Below are 19,350 nucleotides of genomic sequence, written 5' to 3' on the forward strand. Positions count from 1 at the left end.
AGGAACTTTGCATGTTTTCTTGGTCATATAAGCGAGGCGCCATTAATGTGCCATCACTGGTATTCAAGAAGTTGTGCATTTTTGGTGTAGTACTTAGGCCTTGTCAAGGTAAGCTATTCGCCCTCTGTGACAGATGTGCGGTGCTTAACAACCTGCGCGACTGGTGAGTCGAACGACGCACCGGGACAGGATTTTTGTCATAGAGCCCAGTTAAGATCAGCGATCATGCTGGCATTGGCAGGTTTTAGACGGTCGATTGTTCGACCGATGGCGATATCCCGGGAGGCGCTGTCCCTGGAATCGACCGTGCGCGAAGTATCAGCAAGGAGGCAAGATGTCGCTGTGTTTGACTATCACTAGTTATCACAAGATTACCCCTGGGCAGTGCTCCGAAAAGTCCATGAACCAGGGCGTGATGGCTATCGGCCGCAGCTCGGATAATGACTGGGTTTTGCCTGACCCAGAGCGCCTGGTCTCCTCGCAACATTGCGTTATTCAATACAAAGAGGGTCGTTATTATTTAACCGACAACAGCACAAACGGTGTGGAGTTGGTTAAAGCCGGTATTCGCATGCGCCGGGGTAACAGTGAGCCACTGCAAGATGGTGAGCTGATCCGTATCGGCGATTACGAGATCCAGGCGCGCATCGACTTCAACGTGCAGGTCGCCGACAGCCAGCCGTTTGCCGGCGATTCACCGAACAGCTTTGAAGCGTTGATGGGTGCCGTGGTGAACAAGCCCGCGCCAGCCCAGGCGCCAGTGATCGCGCCGCAGTTCCAGGGAGCCTCCGCGATGGATACGCTGCCGGACCTGTTTGATTTTCTCAGCCCCACCGCCGTGCCGCCGCCGACCGCGCCGGACCACGTGCCTTCCGAGCAACACGACTTCCGCCCGCCGACGCCGGTCGTCGTGCCCGTGGCCGAGACGCCCGTGGTCTCGGGCTCGGTGATTCCCGAAGACTGGGACCTGTTTGGCGACACGCCAGCGCCCGTTGCCAGTGCGCCGCCGCCCCCACCACAGATCATCCAGCCGCCACCTGTGGTCGAGCCTGCGCTCCCCGTTGCAGATAGCCAACAACCCGATCTTCTGCAAGCCTTCCTGCGCGGCGCGGGCCTTGATCAATTGCGCCTGGACAAGGCCCAGGCGCAGGCCCAGATGGAAAACATCGGCCGTAGCTACCGCCTGATGGTCGAGGGCCTGATCGACGTGTTGCGTGCCCGTGCCAGCCTCAAGGGCGAGTTTCGCATGCAGCAGACGATGATCCAGCCGGCGGAAAACAATCCGTTGAAATTTGCCCCGAATGCCGACGAAGCGTTGCTGCTTTTGCTTCGCCACGGCAACCAGGCGTTTATGGCACCGGACCTCGCCGTACGCGACAGTTTCAATGATCTGCGCGCCCACCAACTGGCGGTGATGGCCGGCGTGGAAGCCGCGATCAAGCACCTGCTCAGCCGCTTCGAACCGGCGCAACTGGAAGAGCGCATGGGCAAGCCTGGGGGGCTGTCGAGCCTGTTCAATGGCTCCCGGCAGGCCCAGTACTGGCAGCAGTTTACCGAGCTCTACAGCAATATTTCCCGCGAGGCCCAGGAAGACTTCCAGGACCTGTTCGGCCGCGAATTCAGCCGAGCCTACGAAGAACACAGCGCACGACAGCGTCGATAAAGTCGCACCGCAACACATGGATTAACGGATAGCTAAGTACGTCATTGAGGACGCAGGATGATTCCCAGGTTTTTACTCGCAGTCGCCACTTTGCTGCTGCTGACGGCGTGTGCCAAAGACGCCGCCAACCCCGAAACCGCCGCCGAGGCAGACGCGAATACTGCCGCCGTCGAGCTGCACTTTCATGCGATCAGCGGGCTTAACCCCGGCGCCAACGGCCAGGCTGCCCCAGTGCGGGTGCGCATCTTCGAACTGAAGAACGCCGCCACCTTCGCCCGCTCCGATTACTTCGCCCTCGCTGACCGGGCGCAATCGACCCTGGGCCTGGACCTGCTGGACCAGGACGAGGTGATGGTGCAACCCGGCGAGCAGCTGAGCCTCCAGCGCGATCTCGACCCTTCCACGCGCCAGATTGGCTTGCTAGTGGGCTATCGCGAGTTGGACCGCGCGCAATGGCGCACGGTGATCAACGTGCCCGCGCGCCAATACACCGAATACCAGATCAGCCTCGATGTGCGTGCCGTGCGCGCCGACGTCGTGGCCACCCCATCCAGCCCTGCCCAATAAGAAGCAATCGGAGCCCCCATGTCCTGGAACAATCGCGTGGTCTGGTCGGAAGGCATGTTCATCGGAACGCAGCACTTCCAGCAGCATGACCGTTACCTGGAGAACCTGATCGACGCCCGCAGCCGTCCGTTGTCGGCGGGTGCCTGGGGGTTTTCCGAGCTGCTGATCGACCAGGGCCTGCTGGCCCAGGGCAAGCTGGCGATCGTGTCGGCGCGCGGTCTGTTGCCCGACGGTACGCCGTTCAACATTCCCCAGGACGACCTGGCGCCAAGCCCGCTGAACATCGACGACAACCTGCGCGACGGCCTGGTGTACCTGGCGCTGCCGCTCAAGCGTGCCGGCGCCCGCGACACGGTGGATGAAGGCGAGGCCCTGGAAGCCGCGCGTTATGTGAGCCAGGTGCGGGAAGTGCGTGATGACAACGCACCGTTCGAAAACCGCGCCCCGGTAGCCGTGGGCTCCCGAGCCTTGCGCCTGCTGACCGCCCAGGATGGCATCAGCGATTACGCTGCCATCGGCCTGGTGCGCATCAAGGAAAAGCGCGCCGACCGTGCGCTGGTGCTCGACGACACCTATATCCCGCCGGTCCTGGACGTCGCCGCGAGCAAGCCGCTGAGCGCCTTTCGCAGCGAACTGCTTGGCCTGCTGCATCAGCGCGGCGAAGCCCTGGCGGGGCGTGTGGTCGCGTCGGGCGCCGGTGGTGCGTCGGAGATTGCCGACTTCATGCTGCTGCAACTGGTCAACCGTGCCCAACCGCTGATCCAGCATCTGAGCCAGTTGAGCCCTTTGCACCCGGAGCGCTTCTTCAGTGAATTGGTGAGCCTGGCCGGTGAGTTCTCGACCTTCTCGACCTCGGGCCGTCGCCCTCAGGAATACCCGCAGTACCAGCACGACGACCTGGCGCTGAGCTTTGCCCCGGTGATGGCCGCACTGCGTGAAGCGCTGTCGATGCTGATCGACAGCAAGGCCACGCCGATCCCGATTGTCGAGAAAGCCTACGGCGTGCACGTGGCGATGCTGGCCGACAAGACCCTGCTCGACAACGCCAGTTTCATCCTGGTAGTGCGCGCCGATGTCCCCGGCGAAACCCTGCGCGCGCGCTTCGGCCAGCAGAGCAAAGTCGGCTCGGTGGAGCACATCCGCGACCTGGTCAACCTGCAACTGCCGGGCATCAGTCTGTTGCCTCTGCCGGTGGCGCCACGCCAACTGCCGTACCACGCAGGCTCGACCTACTACGAGTTGGATCGCGGCAGCGAGCACTGGCAGCAGTTGGGCAACTCCGGTGGCTTCGCCTTCCATATCGCCGGGCAGTTCCCGGGCTTGAACCTGGCCTTCTGGGCGATCCGAGGATAATCCGCGATGCATCCCAATGACGATGACCGCACCCAGTTCATGCCGCGTCCGGGTGGCCGGGCGCCGGAACCTGCGCGTGCCGAACCTTCGCCTCTGGCCATGCCGGCGGCGCCGATGCTCACCGGCAAGAGCCAGGGCCTCAACCCGCTGGAAAGCGCTGCCGGGCCGTTGCTGGCGCTGCTGACACGCCTGCGCAACACCATTGCCCACCCGGCACCGGCCAGCCTGCGCGCGCAGTTGTTGGCTTACCTGCGCCAGTTTGAAGAGCGCGCCGAAGCGGCCGGCATTGCGCGCAACGAAGTGCTGCTGGCGCGTTACGCGCTGTGCACTGCGCTGGATGAAGCGGTATTGAGCACGCCCTGGGGCAGCACCAGTGACTGGGGCAAGCAGAGCCTGCTGATCACCGTGCACAACGAAGCCTGGGGCGGTGAAAAGGTCTTCCAGTTGCTCGACCACTGCCTGCAAAGCCCTCGGGAACGCCTGTACCTGCTGGAGCTGTTGTACCTGTGCATGTGCCTGGGTTTCGAAGGCCGCTACCGCGTGATGAACGACGGTCGCAGCCAGTTGGAAGCCCTGCGTGAACGCACCGCCGCGGCCATTCGCAGTGCCCGTGGCGAACGCGAGCGTGAACTGTCGCCGCACTGGCGCGGCGTGACCGTGGCCCGCGATCGCCTGGCGCAATTCATGCCGCCGTGGATCGCCGTGGCCATTGGCGTCGCGCTGCTGCTGGCGTTGCTGTTTGGCTTGCGCCTCAAGTTGGCGTCGGATGCCGAGCCGGTGTTCAAGAATATCCATGCCCTGGGCGAGATCCCGGTGCAGGCCATCGACCGTCCGGTGGCGCAGCCCAAAGTTATTGAGCGCCCGCGCCTGGCGGGCTTCCTGGTGCAAGACATCAAGGCCGGGCGTGTCGCCGTGGAAGATGCGGTCGACCGTTCGGTGGTCACCATCCGTGGCGATGAACTGTTTGCGTCTGCCAGCTCCAGCATCGTCGATGACTACCAGCCACTGATGCTGCGCATCGCCGACGCCATCCGCAAGGTCAAGGGCCAGGTGCGCGTGACCGGGCACAGCGACAACCGCCCAATTGCCACGCTGCGTTTCCCGTCCAACTGGGCGCTGTCCGAAGCGCGGGCCAAGTCGGTGTTGGAGATCCTCGCGGCCAAGACTGGCCAGGCGGACCGCTTCAGCGCCGAGGGGCGAAGCGACACCGAGCCGGTGGCGACCAATGCCACCGCCGAAGGCCGTGCCCGCAATCGTCGGGTTGAAATCACCGTATTGGCGGAGGGCGTCGAGTGAAGGCGTTTTTCAGTTTCATGATTCGCTGGGTGATTCCCGTGCTGGGCCTGATCGCCCTGAGCCTGATCATCTGGTTTGTCGGGCCGTTGCTCGATGTGCTGGTGCCGGAAGGCCGGCGTTGGGCGCTGATCATCCTGGTGTTCGCGGTGTGGCTCGCCTACCGCGTGTTCCGCATCGTCCAGGCCCGTCGCCAGGCCGCCGAAGTGATGCGCAGCCTGGCCGCCGAAACCCCGGCCGACCCCAACAGCGTCGCTACCGCCGAAGAACTCACCACCCTGCGCCAGCGCATGGACGAGGCCCTGGCACTGCTGAAAAAGGCCAAGCTGGGTGGCGATGAACGCCGCAACCTCTACGAGCTGCCGTGGTACGTGATCATTGGCCCACCGGGTTCGGGCAAGACCACTGCGCTGGTCAACTCCGGGCTGCATTTCCCGCTGGCCGCGCAGTTGGGCGCCGGAGCCGTGCGTGGTGTCGGCGGTACGCGCAACTGCGACTGGTGGTTTACCGACCAAGCGGTGTTGCTCGACACCGCCGGCCGCTACACCACCCAGGACAGCAACTCCACGGTGGATAAAGCCGCGTGGCTGGGCTTCCTCGACCTGCTGAAAAAGCAGCGCTCGCGCCGCCCGATCGATGGCGCTTTCATCGCCATCAGCCTGTCGGACCTGTTGTTGGGCACCGACGCCGAACGCGCCGCCCATGCCGCTGCCATCCGCCTGCGCATCCAGGAGCTGTACACCCAATTGGGCGTGCGCTTCCCGATCTACCTGATGCTGACCAAGCTCGACCTGGTGCCGGGCTTCATGGAGTTCTTCGACAACCTCAGCAAGGAAGAGCGCGCCCAAGTGTGGGGCATGACCTTTGCCCTGGACGACGGCAAAAACAGCGACAGCCCGCTGGCGCACCTGCAAAGTGAGTTCGCCGGCCTGGAGCAGCGCCTCAACGAACGCCTGGTCGAGCGCCTGCAACAGGAGCGCGACCCGGCGCGGCGCGACCTGATCTACGGCTTCCCGCAGCAGTTCGGCGCGTTGAAAGATTGCCTGCAAAGCTTCCTCGAAGGCGTGTTCAAGCCCAATGCCTTTGAAGAGCGCGTATTGCTGCGGGGTGTGTACTTCACCAGTGGCACCCAGGAGGGCAGCCCGATCGACCGTCTGATCGGCGCGATGGCCCAGAGCATGAACCTGGACCGCCAGCACCTGGCGCGCCAGAGCGGTACAGGGCGCAGTTACTTCATCGAAAAACTCTTCACTGCGGTGGCCTTTGCCGAGCGCGGCCTGGTGGGGGTGAACCCGAAGGTCGAGCGTCGACGCAAGTGGATTGCACGCGGTGTGCTGGCTGCCACCGTGGCGTTGGTCGTGGTGGTCAGTGGCTTGTGGTGGGTGAGTTACCGTGCCAACCAGGCGTATATCGCCCAGGTTGACCAGAAAGTCGCTCCACTGGGCCAGACTGTGCAGAACCTGAGCCCGGCACAGCGCGAAGTCCTCGCGGTCCTGCCATTGCTCAACGCCGTGAAGAACCTGGCGGGCGACTCGCCGAGCTGGTCCGAGGGGCTGGGGCTGTACCAGGGCGATATGCTCGAAGCCGAGTCTGCCAGTGTCTACCGCAAGCTGTTGATCGCGGTGTTCGCGCCACGCCTGGTGACGCGCATCGAAGAGCAGCTGCACGGCGGCGGCAATTCCGATTTCCTCTACGAAGGCCTCAAGGCGTACTTGATGCTCGCCGACACCGAGCATTACGACCCGGATTTCATCAAGGCCTGGATCGCCCTCGACTGGGACCGCAACCTGCCACGCGACCTGCCGGCCGATCAGCGCCAGGCACTGGCCGGGCACTTGCAGTCGCTGTTCGAACGCCATCCACCGAGTGCACGTCTGGACGCACGCTTGATCGATGACCTACGTCGCCAGTTGCAACAACTGCCAGTAGCCCAGCGGGTGTATGACCGGGTCAAGCGCCAGAAACTGCCCGAAGGCATCCCGGACTTTCGCATCAACGAAGCCGCCGGCCGTGACGCGGCGCTGGTGTTCAGCCGCAAAAGCGGCAAGCCGTTGGGTGAGCCGCTGAGCGGGTTTTTCACCGCCAAGGGCTATCGCCAGGCGTTCCTGGCGAGCAGCCTGAACCAGACCGGTACCCTGGCTGAAGAGCAATGGGTGCTGGGCCAAGCGCAGGCCGACCAGCAGAACGTGGTGAGCCTGGCTGCGGATGTGCGGCGCCTGTATTTCCAGGACTACCAGCGCCAGTGGGATGCGTTGCTGGCGGACATCGACTTTGTCCCGATCACCAGCGTGGCCCAGGCGGCCGACGTGCTGCGGGTGATCTCCGGCCCGACCTCACCGCTGAAAAAACTGCTGGTGGCCGTGGCCAGGGAAACCGATCTGCAAGCCGAGGAACGCCAACTGGCGGCCAAGGGCGTGCCGGTGGAAGGGGGTGTCGACAAGCTCAAGGAGCGCCTGGGCAGCCTGCTCGGCCAGGAGCAACCGACTGCGAATGCGCCTGCGGCGGCGGATGATCCGGTGACCGCGCACTTTGCCGAACTCAACGGCATCGTCAGCAAGAACGAAGGCGAGCCGGCGGCCATCGATGGCCTGCTTACCGACATGAATGCGCTGTATGTGCAGGTCAGTGCCATGGTCGGTGCCAGCGGCGACGCCTTGCTCGGCGAGGCGAAGAACCAGGCGGCGGCCGCGGCCACGCGGGTCAGCCTGAATGCCGAGCGCCAGCCTGCGCTGGTACAGGGCATGGTCAAGTCGGTGGTCAACTCCACCACCAACAGCATGATGGGCGGCGTACGTAACCAGTTGAACGCGGCCTGGGTCAGCGAAGTGGTCAACGTGTATCGCCAGTCCCTGGCCGGCCGTTACCCGATGTCGCCGGGCAGTGCGCGGGATGCCACCCTGGACGACTTCGGTCAGTTCTTCGGCGTGGGCGGGGTGATGGACAATTACTTCCGCAAGTACCTGCAACCTTACGTGGACACTTCCGCGCAGACTTGGCGCTGGCAGCCGGGTGCGGCACAGAAACTCGGGATTGCACCGGGTGTGCTGCAGACCTTCCAGCGTGCCGCGTCGATCCGCGATGCGTTCTTCCGCGCCGGAGGCACTCAACCCGTCGTGCGTTTCGAACTCAAGCCGGTGTCGATGGACCCGACCATCACCCAGTTCCTGCTTGACCTCGACGGACAGCAATTGAGCTACGACCACGGCCCGAGCCGTCCGGTGGCGATGCAATGGCCGAACCCCGGCAGCATCGGCGTGGTGCGTATCTCCATCATGCCGCCGTCGGCCAGTGGCCGTTCGGGCGTGACCCTGGACGGGCCGTGGGCCTGGTTCCGCTTGCTGGAACAGTCGGACCTTACCGCCGGTAATTCGCCGGACCGTTTCAACCTGCGCCTGCGCGTCGATGGCGCGAGCATCGCCTACGAGCTGCGCGCCAACAGTGCCTTCAACCCGTTCAAGAGCCGCGTGCTCAGCGGCTTCAGCCTGCCGGAGCGGCTATGACGTCGCTGGGTTTCTACGGCAAGTTGGCCAGCCGGGGCGATTTTGTCAGCCGCGCCTTGCCCCAGAGTTTCATTGGCCCATGGGACAGCTGGCTGGCGGCGGGTTTGCTTGCCAGCCAGAACAGCCTCGGTAGTGACTGGCTCAACACCTACCTGGTCAGCCCGCTCTGGCGCTTTGTGCTGGCGCCGGGGGTGTGCGGGCCGGATGCGGCGGCGGGTGTGGTGATGCCGAGCATCGACCGGGTGGGGCGCTATTTCCCCTTGGCGGTAGTGGCGTTGCTCGACCACGACACCAATCCTGCCTCGCTGGTGGGCGGGCCGGACACCTGGTTCGAGCAGGTCGAAACGCTGTTGCTCAGCACCCTGGATACCGGTGCCACCTTCGAACGCTTCAATGAAGGCCTCGATAGCCTGGGTCTCCCGGCAAGTGAACCGCGCGCGGTGGATAGCCGTTTTGCCGGTTTGCAGCGGGTGGCCGCCACCCTGCCGCACCAGCGCATGACCGCGCTCGCCGAACAGGCCTGCGACGGTGCGAGCCTGTGGTGGGGCCGGGGTTCGCAGGCGATTTCCCCTGGTTTGTTGCGGTGTCAGGGCCTGCCTGCCACCGGCGATTTTGCGCAGTTTTTGCTCGGACAAGAAGGTGTGGTGTAGATGGGGTCGACGTATAAATCCGCGAGCAAGAGCCATGTGGGCATGGTGCGCCAGGTCAACGAAGACGCCTGCCTCGACCTGCCGGAAAACCGCCTGTGGGTAGTGGCCGATGGCATGGGCGGGCATGCGGCGGGGGACTATGTGAGCAGCCTGATCGTCGACAGCCTGCGCAGCGTGCCGGTGGGGCGCTCGCTGGATGAATACACGGCGGCGCTGCGCAACGACCTGCTTCGCATCAACACGGCCGTACGTGAAGAAACCGCCAACCGTGGCGTGACCATGATGGGCAGCACCGTGGTGCTGTTGGCTGCCCGTGGCTTGCGCGGTGTGTGCCTGTGGGCCGGTGACAGTCGCTTGTATCGCCTGCGCGACGGCCTGCTCGAAGGCATCTCCCGCGACCACAGCTACGTCCAGGACCTGCAAGACAGCGGCCTGCTCAGCGAAGCCGACGCCCGTACACACCCGCGCGCCAATATCGTCACCCGCGCCATTGGTGTGGAAGCCCACTTGGACCTGGCGGTGGTCGACCTGTTGATCGCCCCCGGTGACAGCTACCTGCTGTGCAGTGACGGCCTGAACAAGACCGTCGAAGACCATGAGATCCGCGAAGTCCTCAGTCACGACGCTCCGGATGAAATCGTGCGCAGCCTGGTGCACCTGGGGCTCAACCGAGGCGCGCCGGATAACATCACCGCCATTGTCGTGAAGGTATCGCCATGAACATCGTCATCCCGGGTTATGACATCGAAGGCGAGATCGGCGAAGGCGCCATGGCCAGTGTGTACCTGGCGACCCAGCGCTCGCTGGAGCGCAAGGTGGCGTTGAAGGTGATGGCGGCGGCGCTGGCGGCAGACCCGAGTTTTTGCGAGCGCTTCCTGCGCGAGGGCAAGACCCTGGCGCGCTTGTCACACCCGCACACGGTGACCATCCATGACATCGGCAACGTCGGTGAGCTGTACTACATGGCCATGGAATACCTGCCCAACGGTACGCTCAAGGAGCGCATCGCTGCTGGCATGACCCCGGAGCAGGGCGTGACGCTGATCCGCCAGATCGCCTCGGCGCTGGGTTATGCCCACGCTCAAGGCCTGGTGCACCGCGATGTCAAACCGGCGAACATTCTGTTCCGCGCCGATGGCACGGCGGTGCTGTCCGACTTCGGGATCGCCAAGTCGCTGGATGATCGCACCCAGTTCACCCAGGCCGGGTTCGCCGTGGGCACGCCGAGCTACATGAGCCCCGAACAGGCGCGGGGCCAGGAGATCGATGGCCGTGCCGACCTGTATGCATTGGGTGTGGTGTTGTATGAAATCCTGGTCGGCAAGCTGCCCTATAACGGCACCGATGCGCTGTCCACGGCGCTGGCCCACCTGACCGAGCCGTTACCGGAACTGCCGGTGCACCACGGCCGTTACCAGGAGGTGCTGCGCAAGCTGTTGGCCAAGGACCCGGCGGAGCGTTTCCCGGATGCGGCGGCCTTGTTGCGGGCGCTGGATAACCTGCCGGCAGAGTCGCCGGAGGCCACCCTGGTACGACCGCTGCCCATCCCACTGAGCTTCGATCTGGCAGGCATGACCCCGGTCACGATCGATATTCCGACCGATAAACCGCAGCCCCAACCCGTCGTGCGCCAACCAGTGGTGACACCGACGCAACACCATGCCGTGTCCGAGCAGCGTCGTGGTCCGGTGTTGGCGCTGGCCGCCGTGGCGGTGGCGGTTGCCTTGGCCATCGGCGGGGCCAGTTACTGGTGGTTGAGCGGTAGCGATGAGCCCGTTGCCAAGCCGCCCGCTGCGGTGCTGCCGCCAGTCACGCCACCCCCTGCGGTAGCCGAGGTCGATGGCGGCCAGCGTCCGTTGCTGATGGCGGGCAAGAAGACCCTGTTCCAACGCGTGCTCAGCAAGCCGGGCGCCAGGCTTTCAGCTGACGCAGGCAGTGCGCCGGGCAAAGCCCTGCCAGCGTTTTCCGTGCTTTACGTTTACCAGCGCAAGGACATCGACGGCAGCCCGTGGGTGCGCGTCGGTGCCGCCACCGATGGCCGCAGTGACGGTTGGTTGCCGGCGTCGCAAGTCAGCGACTGGAAACAGAGCCTGGTGTTGAAGTTCACCGAACGCTCGGGCCGGGCGCCGGTGATGTTCCTGCGCCAATCCGCAGAAGTCGAGAAACTGCTGGCCGATCCTTCAGCAGCCAAAGGCGTGCTGGCCAAGGCGCAGAAAAACAGCGAAGACAACAGCCAGATCCTGGCCCTGGAACCGAGCGCCAGCGCGGTGCCGCAGAACCAGTTCTACCTGTTGCCGATCTTCGACTCCAAAGAGAGCTTCGACGAAAACGGCCAGCCGGTGCAGTTGCTCAACGTGGCTTCCATCGACCCCGGCAGCAGCGCAGCCTCCAAGCCCTCGACCCCGGTGATCAATGCCAACGCCGATGCCTTCCGCACGGCGGTGGTGTTGGTGGTGGACACCACCGTGTCGATGCAGCCCTATATCGACCAGGTTCGCGACGTCGTGCACGAGCTGCAGACCCGGATTGCCGAGCGCGGTGAGCTGGACAGTGTCAGCTTCGGGATGGTTGGGTTTCGCAGCAGCATCAAGAAAACCCCAGGCCTGGAATACGTGGCCAAGACCTTGATCAGCCTCGAGCAGGGGCGCGACCCGCAGCGTTTTCTCGACATGGCGCGCCAGGTCAAGGCGTCCACGGTGTCCAGCCATTCCTTCAACGAAGACGCGTTCGCCGGCGTGATGCAGGCGGTGGATGGCATGGATTGGTCCGGCTACGGTGGGCGCATCATCCTGCTGGTCACCGACGCCGGTGCGCTGCGCAAGAACGACCCGTTTGCCGCTACCCAGATGAACGAAGCCGAAGTGCGCCAGGCTGCGCTGGGCAAGCAGATCAAGATCTACGCCCTGCACCTGCGCACCGACGCCGGCAAGAAAACCCATGCCGGTGCCGAGAGCCAGTACCGCATCCTCACCGCTGACGCCAACCCGCAGATTGGCGACCTCTACACGTCGGTGCCCGGTGGCGATGTGCGCAAGCTGGGTGAGCGTGTGGATGAGATCGGCACGGTGTTCGCCAACCTCGTGCACCAGGTGCGCAGCAACACGCCGCAGCCGGTGCCATTGCTCAACAGCGCACCGAGCCTGGCGGACAAGTCCGCAGCGGTGGGTTATGCCATGCACATGGATTTCCTCGGTCGCAAAATCGCCAGCCAGGCGCCGCAACTGGTCAGCGCCTGGACCGCCGACCGTGACCTGACCAACCCGGCACTGCCGGCGTTCCAGGTGTGCGTGATGCTGACCAAGTTGCAGCTCAACGATCTGCAGCAGTCGCTGAAGTTGATTGTCGACGCGGCGCGCAAGACCCAGACCTCGCCCAAGGACTTCTTCCAGGAGATCGCCAGCGCCTCGGCCTACATGAGCCGTGATCCACAAGCCCTGCGCAAGGGCGGCAACCTGGCCGACGGCGGCATCCTCGGCGAATACCTGGAAGGCCTGCCGTATCGCAGCAAGTCGCTGAACATGACCCAGGACTTGTGGTTGTCGTTGAGCGTGGCCGAGCAGGAAGACTTTATTGACGAGCTGGATTCGAAGATCCGTCTCTACGAAACCTTCCACAATGACGTGGCCAACTGGGTCCGTTTCGGCGACGCCGAGCCGGGCGATGCGTTGTACCGCGTGCCGTTGTCGACGTTGCCGTGATGCTGAACCTGAGCGCGGTGCACAAGAGCCGGGGTGTCGGTAGCCAGCGCTATAGCCTGGTGATTCCGGCGCTGACGCTGCGTGAGGGTGAGCAATTGGCGATTGTCGGGCCCAGCGGTTGCGGCAAGAGCACCTTGCTGGACCTGCTGGCGCTGGTATTGGCGCCGGACCAGGTCGGGCAGTTCGAATTCCATCGGCACGACATCGCCGGGCTATGGCGCGGCGACCAGCAATCCACGCTGGCCGCGCTGCGTAGCCAGTATCTGGGGTATGTGCTGCAAACTGGCGGCCTGCTGGGTTTTCTCGATGTGCGCGCGAATATCGCCTTGTCCCGGCAACTGCTGGGCTTGAAAGACGACGGCAGCGTGGCGCGCCTGGCCGAGCAGTTGGAGATCAGCGACCAGTTGGCCAAGAAGCCGGCGGCGCTCTCGGTGGGCCAGCGCCAGCGCGTCAGCTGTGCCCGCGCGCTGGCCCATGCGCCGCACCTGGTGCTGGCGGACGAGCCGACGGCGTCCCTCGACCCTTTGAATGCCGAGCGCGTGATGCAGGCGCTGCTGGCCCAGGCTCGCGAACATCGTGCGGCCTGCGTGATTGCCACCCATGACGAGCCCTTGGCACGGGCCAGTGGCTTGCAGGTGCGGCGCATCAGTTGCCGTCGCGACACCGACGGCGGTGTCACTGCCACCCTTGGGGAGGCGTGCTGATGCGCATCGGTCTGGTGGCGTCGCTGGCCTGGCAGGACTATCGAAACGATGCCTGGCTGTCCGCCTGTTCGGTGCTCGCGCTGGTGGCGGTGATCGCGCCGTTGCTGGTGTTATTCGGCCTGAAATTTGGACTGGTTAGCAGTTTGACCGAACGTTTGGAGACCGACCCTGCCACCCGTGAAATTATTCCGCTGGGCGGTGGTCGATTCAGCAGCGCCTTTATCGAGCAGCTCGGCCAGCGCAGCGACGTAGCGTTTGCGCTGCCGCGTACACGGCAGATTGCGGCGACGGCGCAGGTGGGCTCGCTGGCCCTGGAGATGCTACCGACCGCCTCGGGTGATCCGTTGGTGGCCGGTCTGCCGGTGCCACAGGGCCTGGACCAGATCGTGCTGAGCCACACCGCCGCCGAGAAGCTCGCGGCGCGGCCAGGGGATTGGCTGGACACCCGTTTTGCACGGCAAGTGGCGGGACGCGTGGAAGCCCAGCGCACGCGCGTGCGGGTGCTGGCGGTACTGCCGCTGGAAGCCTTTGCCCGTGACGGTCTGTTCGCCGATCTGACATTGCTTGAAGCGGCGGAAGACTATCGCGACGGCCTTGCGGTGCCGGCGTTGGGGTGGAACGGTGAGGCGGTGGGGGTGAGTGAGCAACGGGTCTACCCGGCGTTCCGCTTGTATGCCCGCAACCTGGTCGATGTGGAGCCGCTGCGGGTGTACTTCGCGGGGCAGAACCTGTTGGTGTCGACCCAGGCACAGACCATCGCACAGGTGCAGTCGTTGAGCCGCAACCTGTCGATCGTGTTCTGGGTGATCTGCGGGTTGGCGTTGGGGGGGGCGTTTGCGGCGATCTTTGCCGGTGCCCTGGCCGCCGTCGCCCGCAAGCGGCGGGAATTGTCGGTGCTGCGCCTGCTGGGGTTTTCCACAGGCGGGCTGCTGTTGTTCGTGGTGGTGCAGGCGCTGTACAGCGCAGGTTTGGCTGGCGTGCTCAGTGCCGGGCTGTATGGCCTGGCCGAGGCAGCGTTGAATAAGCTTTTTGTGCAGGTGCCGGGCGAACACGCCAGTCACCTGCTGGCACGTCATTACGGCCTGGCCCTGGTTGCAGTCCTCGGCGTCAGCGCCGTGGCGGCGGCCTGCGGTGGTTGGCGAGTGGCGCGGATCCAGGCTTCTGAAGGAATCAGAGATGTATAAGTTACTGGGCGCCTGCGTGGCGCTGACCCTGGCCTCGATGGCCTGGGCCGATGAGGCGAGTGACAAGCTCGACAACCCCAAGCCGTTGGAAGGCGACGTCAGCCTGCCACTGCCGTGCGAAGGCAACATGGTGTTCCGCTACGCCTATGTGCTGGCCCAGGGCACCCTGGATGACCGCGAGATCAGCCTCGGCTACCCCTTCGCCGAAGGCGAGGCGGGTTATCAGCAGTCGTTTATTTCCGGCTACCGCCGCGACTTCATCAACGGCCAGTTCACCCTCAAGGACCTGCCCAAAGATTGGAACAAAGTCATCGCGCCCTTGATGCCGAAGACCGACGCCAAGACCCCGCTCAAGCCCATGCTGTACTTCATCGGCAAGTACGAAGTGACCGCCCGTCAATACGCCCAGGTGATGTCCCAGGCGCAGTCGCTGGCCAGTGGCGAACCCGCACCGGCGTGCGATGCACCGACCGGCATGGCCGGACGCTTGCCCAAGGTGAAGCTGTCGCGCTTCGAAGCCGAGCGCTTCTCGGCGGTGTACAGCGCCTGGCTGATGAAATACCACCGTGAGCGGCTACCGGTCAGTGGTCGCGGTTCTTCAGCGGATGATGGTGGTCTCGGTTTTGTGCGCCTGCCCACCGAAGTGGAATGGGAATTCGCCGCCCGCGGCGGCCATGCGGTCAGCCGCCAGGACTTGGAAGGGCGCCTGTTCCCCCGCCGTGTCGAAGGCAGTGACAGCGACGGCCCGCTCGGCGATTACGCGGTGTTCAACCAGGTGGCCGGCGGCACCGGCCAAGCCGCGCGCCTGATGCCCATCGGCACCAAATTGCCCAACCCGATCGGCCTGTTCGATGTGATCGGCAACGCGGCGGAAATGGTCCAGGAATCTTTCCAGCTGGTGCACGCCGGGCGTCGCCAGGGCACCTATGGCGGGTTTGTGGTCAAGGGCGGCAACTACCTCGAAGGCGAGGGCACGCTGTTCACCGGCATGCGCCGTGAATATCCGCTGTTCGCCGCCGATGGCACCGAGCAAAGCAACGAGACCACCGGTTTTCGCGTGGCGATCGGCGCGCTGTCGGCGCCGCGTTCGCGCTACAAGGAACTGTTCGCTCAATGGCAGAAAGAGGGCCGACTGGCGTCACTGACCGATGCCATCGACGACGCCCAGGACCCGACCAAACGCCTGGACAGCATCATCGCCGCCAGCGTCGACCCCAAGCTGCAAGCCGAGCTTGGGCTGGTCAACGAGGAGCTCAAGCGCAACGTCTCGCTGATCGCCCAGCAACGCGAAGAAGCCGCGGGCAACCTGATTCAGTCGGCCGCGCTGGTGGCCGAGACCATCGCCAACTACAACATTCGCCTGGCCAACCTGCAGAAGAGCCGCCAGCAGGCCCTGGACAACAAGGACCAGGCCAGCGCGCAGCTGTTTGAAATGGCCATCACCAATGGCCGCAGCGCGCTGGATGGCGCAGTGGCGATCTATATCGACAACCTGGCCACCGGCACGCGCTACACGGATGCGGTGATACAGGCGCAGTTTCAGCGGATCAAGGAAGAGTTGGATCGCAAGCCGGTGCTCGGCAAGAGCCTGGTGACGCGCGCAACACTGTTCGTTCGCCATGTCGGTAACTACCGCAAGCAACAGCGGGCCGACCCGGCAACGATCTTGAAGGAATTGCTCGCAGCGAGCGGTCAGCGATGAGCGCTGGCTGTAGGGCGAGCTTGGAAGGGACTCAGGCGGCGGTGGGCCGTGCTGGGCAAGTCAAACTTAAAAGAGAACACACCTATGCTTTTTTCCCGTAAGGCGGTTTCCAAGCGTCACTTGCTGCTGATCGCGGCTGGTTTCAGCACTGTATTGACCGGTTGTGCCACGTCGCCGTCCTCCAAGGTCGCGTCGAGCACCAAGGTCGAGTACTACCCGAACTGCTACGAGCCAGTGCAGCACTTGCGCGCGACCGATTCGGACATGACCAAGTCGGTGGTGACCGGTGCGGCCATCGGCGCGGCCGGTGGCGCACTGCTGGGCGCGCTGACCGGCGACTCCGACAAGCGTGGCCGCAACGCCGCCATCGGTGCAGCCGGCGGGGCCCTGGCTGGCGGTGCGGCGGGTTACTACACCGAGCGTCAGAAGCAGATCAGCGATGACAACCAGCGCATTGCGTCTTACTCCACCGACTTCAACAAAAGCGCGTCCGACATCGACCGCAGCACCGCATACGCCAAAGCGTCGCAGCAGTGCTACCAGAGCGCGTTCACCAAGCTCGTGGCCGATCGCAAGGCCAAGACCGTCAATGACACCGAAGGCCGCAAGCGCCTGGCGGAAATCGTTGCGGGCCTGAAGGAGTCCAATGACCTGATCGTCGCGGTCAACGGCAAAGCCAGCGAAGACCTGAACAACTACACCCAGGCCTACGAGAAAGACCTGCAACAAGTGGGTGTGCAGCGTAACGACGTTGTCACCGTCGCCACTGCCGACACCACACCGGTCACGCCGCCGGCCAAAGGCAAGAAAGTCGTCAAACCAGCGAAAAAGAAAGTGCTGCCAGCGGTGCCACAAGAAGCGGTGACCACCGAGAAGAGCATCCAGACCGTGCAGGCCAAGCAAGCTGAAAGCAAGCAGGTCGCCAGCGCCGGCAAGGCACAGCTCGAAGGCAGCTGCCGCGATCCGAACCTGGCCGACTGGGCACCGGTACCTTGCCCAAACGTTTAAGTAACATGCTGCTATAAGCGTCAAACGCCAGCCGATCTTCCGCTAATGCGCTAGATCGGTGGCGTTCCTTTAGCAAATCGTTAAACTGCTGCGGCCACTCAATAATTACACCGAGGCCGTGTGCATGAAATTTCGTCTTCTCCTGTGGGTGCTGGGCCTGATGATGGGCAAAGCCAGCCGCACCAATCCCGCCTTCCAGCAGCAACTGGGTGACAAAGACCTGGCCTTCCAGCTGCAGACCCTCGACGGCAAGGTTGCCCGTCACTTCATCGTCAAGGACCAGCGCATCACCAGCCGCTCGGGCGTGCACCCGGCGCCGGCGTTTGCCATTGCGTTCAAGGACGCCGCCTACGGCTTCGCCACGATGCAGGCAAAGAACAAGCAACTGGCGTTCATGACGGGGATTCAGGACAAGTCGATTCAGATCAAGGGCAACCCGGCGCTGGTAATCTGGTTCCAGGGGTTGACCAAGTATTTGAAGCCGAAGAAAAAGAAGTAGGGTTTTCAGCTGGACCGAGTTGGATTCATCGCAGCCAAGCCAGCGCCCATATTTGACGGTGTTCACACATCAAAATGTGGGCGCTGGCTTGCCTGCGATAGCTGTATCAGGTGACACCCTCAGCCCTGGCTGAACTGGGACGCCAGTTCGCGCAACAGCACTTCAGCATCCAACACTTTACCCACCACTTCCTCGGCCTTGTCACGGCTCAAGCCCAGGCGCTCAAGCAGCGCATCCGGAATCGCCTCATCCGGCCCGGAGCCGATACCGCGGCTGCGCAAAAGACGTACGGCCAGGCACACCAGGTTCGGGTACTCGGCGTACTGGCCGTCGTAGGTCGGATCGTGCTGGAAGCGCAGGGCGGTGGACAGTTCGTCCGGCATGTCCCAGTAGCGCATCAGCCAGGCACCGATCTGCTCGCGGCTGATGCCCAGCAAGTGTTGCTCGACATAGCTGTGGCACAGGTGCGGGTTGACCTCCAGGTGACGGCAGATCAGTGAGAAGTGCGGCGGGAACACGTGGGCCAGCAGCAGGTAACCGAAGTTGTGGAGCAGGCCGGCAAGGTACGTCAGGCCGGCTTCCGGGCGCTGGGCACGCGGCATGGCGCGGGTCAGGCCTTCGATCACGGCGGCGGTGTAGATCGACTGGTGCCAGTACGGCGTGGACTGGTGCGGATGGTCCTTGGGCAGGCTGAGGGTCTTGCCCAGGGCCAGGCCCAGCGCCAGGTTGATCACCAGGTCAAAGCCCAGCACACGCACGATGGCGTCTTCAACGGAGCGGATCTTGCCCGGCGACGCGTAGTACGGCGAGGCGGCCCAGCTCACCACTTGCGCGGCCAGCGCCGGGTCGGTTTCCACCACGCCGGTGATGTCGTCAATGGTGGCATTGGGGTCGACGCGCAGCTTGATGATCTTCTGCGCGGTATCGGCCAACGGCGGGATCTCGATGGTCGCTTCCAGGCGCTGCTGGATGCGGCGGGCAGTGAACGCCTGCATCGCCTGGGTGATTTCCTCGCGGTCATCATTGGGGCGGTCGAGGTTGGGGCGGATATTGCTCAGCGGCTCGCCAAAGTGGCCGGCGCTGGCCTTGGTGAGCAAGGTCCTGAAGGCGTCGGTGGCGATTTCCAGCAGCAGCCCGGCTTCACCCGAATGTACCAGCAGGCTCGGCTCATCAAGCAGACTGCCTTCATACAGGCATGGCGAGCTGGTCAGGGGCGGCAGGCCCGGCAACAGGCTCAGGTCATGTTTGCCGAGCATGCGCTCGACGCGATCCGGCGACACGGCGGTGAGGCGGCGACCGGTGAGTTCGGCGAGGCGGTTGAGGTCGAGCAACTGGCTTTGCGGGAACAGCACCATCAGTGCGCCCACCGCATCTTCCAGCAACACCGCCTGGACCTTTTGCGCAGGATTCAGGCCCGGTAGATCGGCGACTTCCGCGTAGGGGATGGCGAGTTTTGCGAGCAGAGCCCGAATGACCGGCGGGGCGGTCAGTGGGGCTGTGGCGAGGGCAACTTCTGACATGGCCTGATC

Annotated in this window: 14 protein-coding genes; 13 read left to right on the forward strand and 1 reads right to left on the reverse strand. The window is 64.1% G+C overall.

The genetic code is table 11. The features are described 5' to 3' along the window. The first annotated feature begins 334 nt into the window (after positions 1–334). The 13 genes from tagH (at position 335) to CQ002_RS01250 (ending at position 17,821) form a co-directional block, all read left to right on the forward strand. Positions 335–1,663: a type VI secretion system-associated FHA domain protein TagH gene (tagH, locus tag CQ002_RS01190; protein ID WP_098467587.1), complete on the forward strand. Its 1,329-nt coding sequence runs from the start codon at positions 335–337 to the stop codon at positions 1,661–1,663. A 57-nt stretch (positions 1,664–1,720) separates the two neighbouring features. After that, a complete protein-coding gene (gene tssJ, locus CQ002_RS01195) occupies positions 1,721–2,230 on the forward strand; it encodes a type VI secretion system lipoprotein TssJ (protein ID WP_034110316.1) in 510 nt (169 codons plus the stop codon). 18 nt (positions 2,231–2,248) lie between these two features. Continuing rightward, positions 2,249–3,583 carry a type VI secretion system baseplate subunit TssK gene (tssK, locus tag CQ002_RS01200; RefSeq protein ID WP_034110314.1) on the forward strand — a complete coding sequence of 445 codons (1,335 nt, stop codon included), beginning with the start codon at positions 2,249–2,251 and terminating at the stop codon, positions 3,581–3,583. A gap of 6 nt (positions 3,584–3,589) precedes the next feature. Next, entirely contained in the window at positions 3,590–4,879 is a 1,290-nt protein-coding gene (locus CQ002_RS01205) for a DotU family type VI secretion system protein (RefSeq protein ID WP_105163059.1), read from the forward strand. After that, a complete protein-coding gene (tssM, locus tag CQ002_RS01210; RefSeq protein ID WP_034110310.1) occupies positions 4,876–8,376 on the forward strand; it encodes a type VI secretion system membrane subunit TssM in 3,501 nt (1,166 codons plus the stop codon). The genes CQ002_RS01205 and tssM overlap by 4 nt, the downstream gene beginning before the upstream one ends. After that, positions 8,373–9,026, forward strand: coding sequence for a type VI secretion system-associated protein TagF (gene tagF, locus CQ002_RS01215; protein WP_105163058.1), 654 nt, complete (start codon positions 8,373–8,375; stop codon positions 9,024–9,026). The genes tssM and tagF overlap by 4 nt, the downstream gene beginning before the upstream one ends. Further along, a complete protein-coding gene (locus CQ002_RS01220; RefSeq protein ID WP_034110307.1) occupies positions 9,027–9,746 on the forward strand; it encodes a PP2C family serine/threonine-protein phosphatase in 720 nt (239 codons plus the stop codon). Further along, on the forward strand, positions 9,743–12,724 hold the full coding sequence (locus tag CQ002_RS01225) for a serine/threonine-protein kinase (protein WP_105163057.1): 2,982 nt from the start codon (positions 9,743–9,745) through the stop codon (positions 12,722–12,724). Before CQ002_RS01220 ends, CQ002_RS01225 begins: the two co-directional genes overlap by 4 nt. Further along, on the forward strand, positions 12,724–13,428 hold the full coding sequence (locus CQ002_RS01230) for an ABC transporter ATP-binding protein (protein WP_105163056.1): 705 nt from the start codon (positions 12,724–12,726) through the stop codon (positions 13,426–13,428). Before CQ002_RS01225 ends, CQ002_RS01230 begins: the two co-directional genes overlap by 1 nt. Further along, a complete protein-coding gene (locus CQ002_RS01235; protein ID WP_105163055.1) occupies positions 13,428–14,612 on the forward strand; it encodes an ABC transporter permease in 1,185 nt (394 codons plus the stop codon). The genes CQ002_RS01230 and CQ002_RS01235 overlap by 1 nt, the downstream gene beginning before the upstream one ends. Beyond that, positions 14,605–16,314 (forward strand): SUMF1/EgtB/PvdO family nonheme iron enzyme, encoded by a 1,710-nt coding sequence (locus CQ002_RS01240; protein ID WP_034110299.1) that lies wholly within the window; start codon positions 14,605–14,607, stop codon positions 16,312–16,314. Before CQ002_RS01235 ends, CQ002_RS01240 begins: the two co-directional genes overlap by 8 nt. A gap of 84 nt (positions 16,315–16,398) precedes the next feature. Continuing rightward, positions 16,399–17,322, forward strand: a complete 924-nt coding sequence (tagQ, locus tag CQ002_RS01245) for a type VI secretion system-associated lipoprotein TagQ (RefSeq protein WP_034110298.1) — start codon at positions 16,399–16,401, stop codon at positions 17,320–17,322. Between the two features lie 124 nt (positions 17,323–17,446). Beyond that, positions 17,447–17,821, forward strand: a complete 375-nt coding sequence (locus CQ002_RS01250; protein ID WP_003195530.1) for a hypothetical protein — start codon at positions 17,447–17,449, stop codon at positions 17,819–17,821. 119 nt (positions 17,822–17,940) lie between these two features. Here CQ002_RS01250 and CQ002_RS01255 read toward each other — a convergent pair whose 3' ends face one another. Further along, a complete protein-coding gene (locus CQ002_RS01255) occupies positions 17,941–19,341 on the reverse strand; it encodes an aminoacyl-tRNA deacylase and HDOD domain-containing protein (protein ID WP_034110297.1) in 1,401 nt (466 codons plus the stop codon). Between the last annotated feature and the right edge of the window lie 9 nt (positions 19,342–19,350).

The organism is Pseudomonas sp. MYb13 (assembly GCF_002980075.1).
Classification (GTDB): Bacteria; Pseudomonadota; Gammaproteobacteria; order Pseudomonadales; family Pseudomonadaceae; genus Aquipseudomonas; species Aquipseudomonas lurida.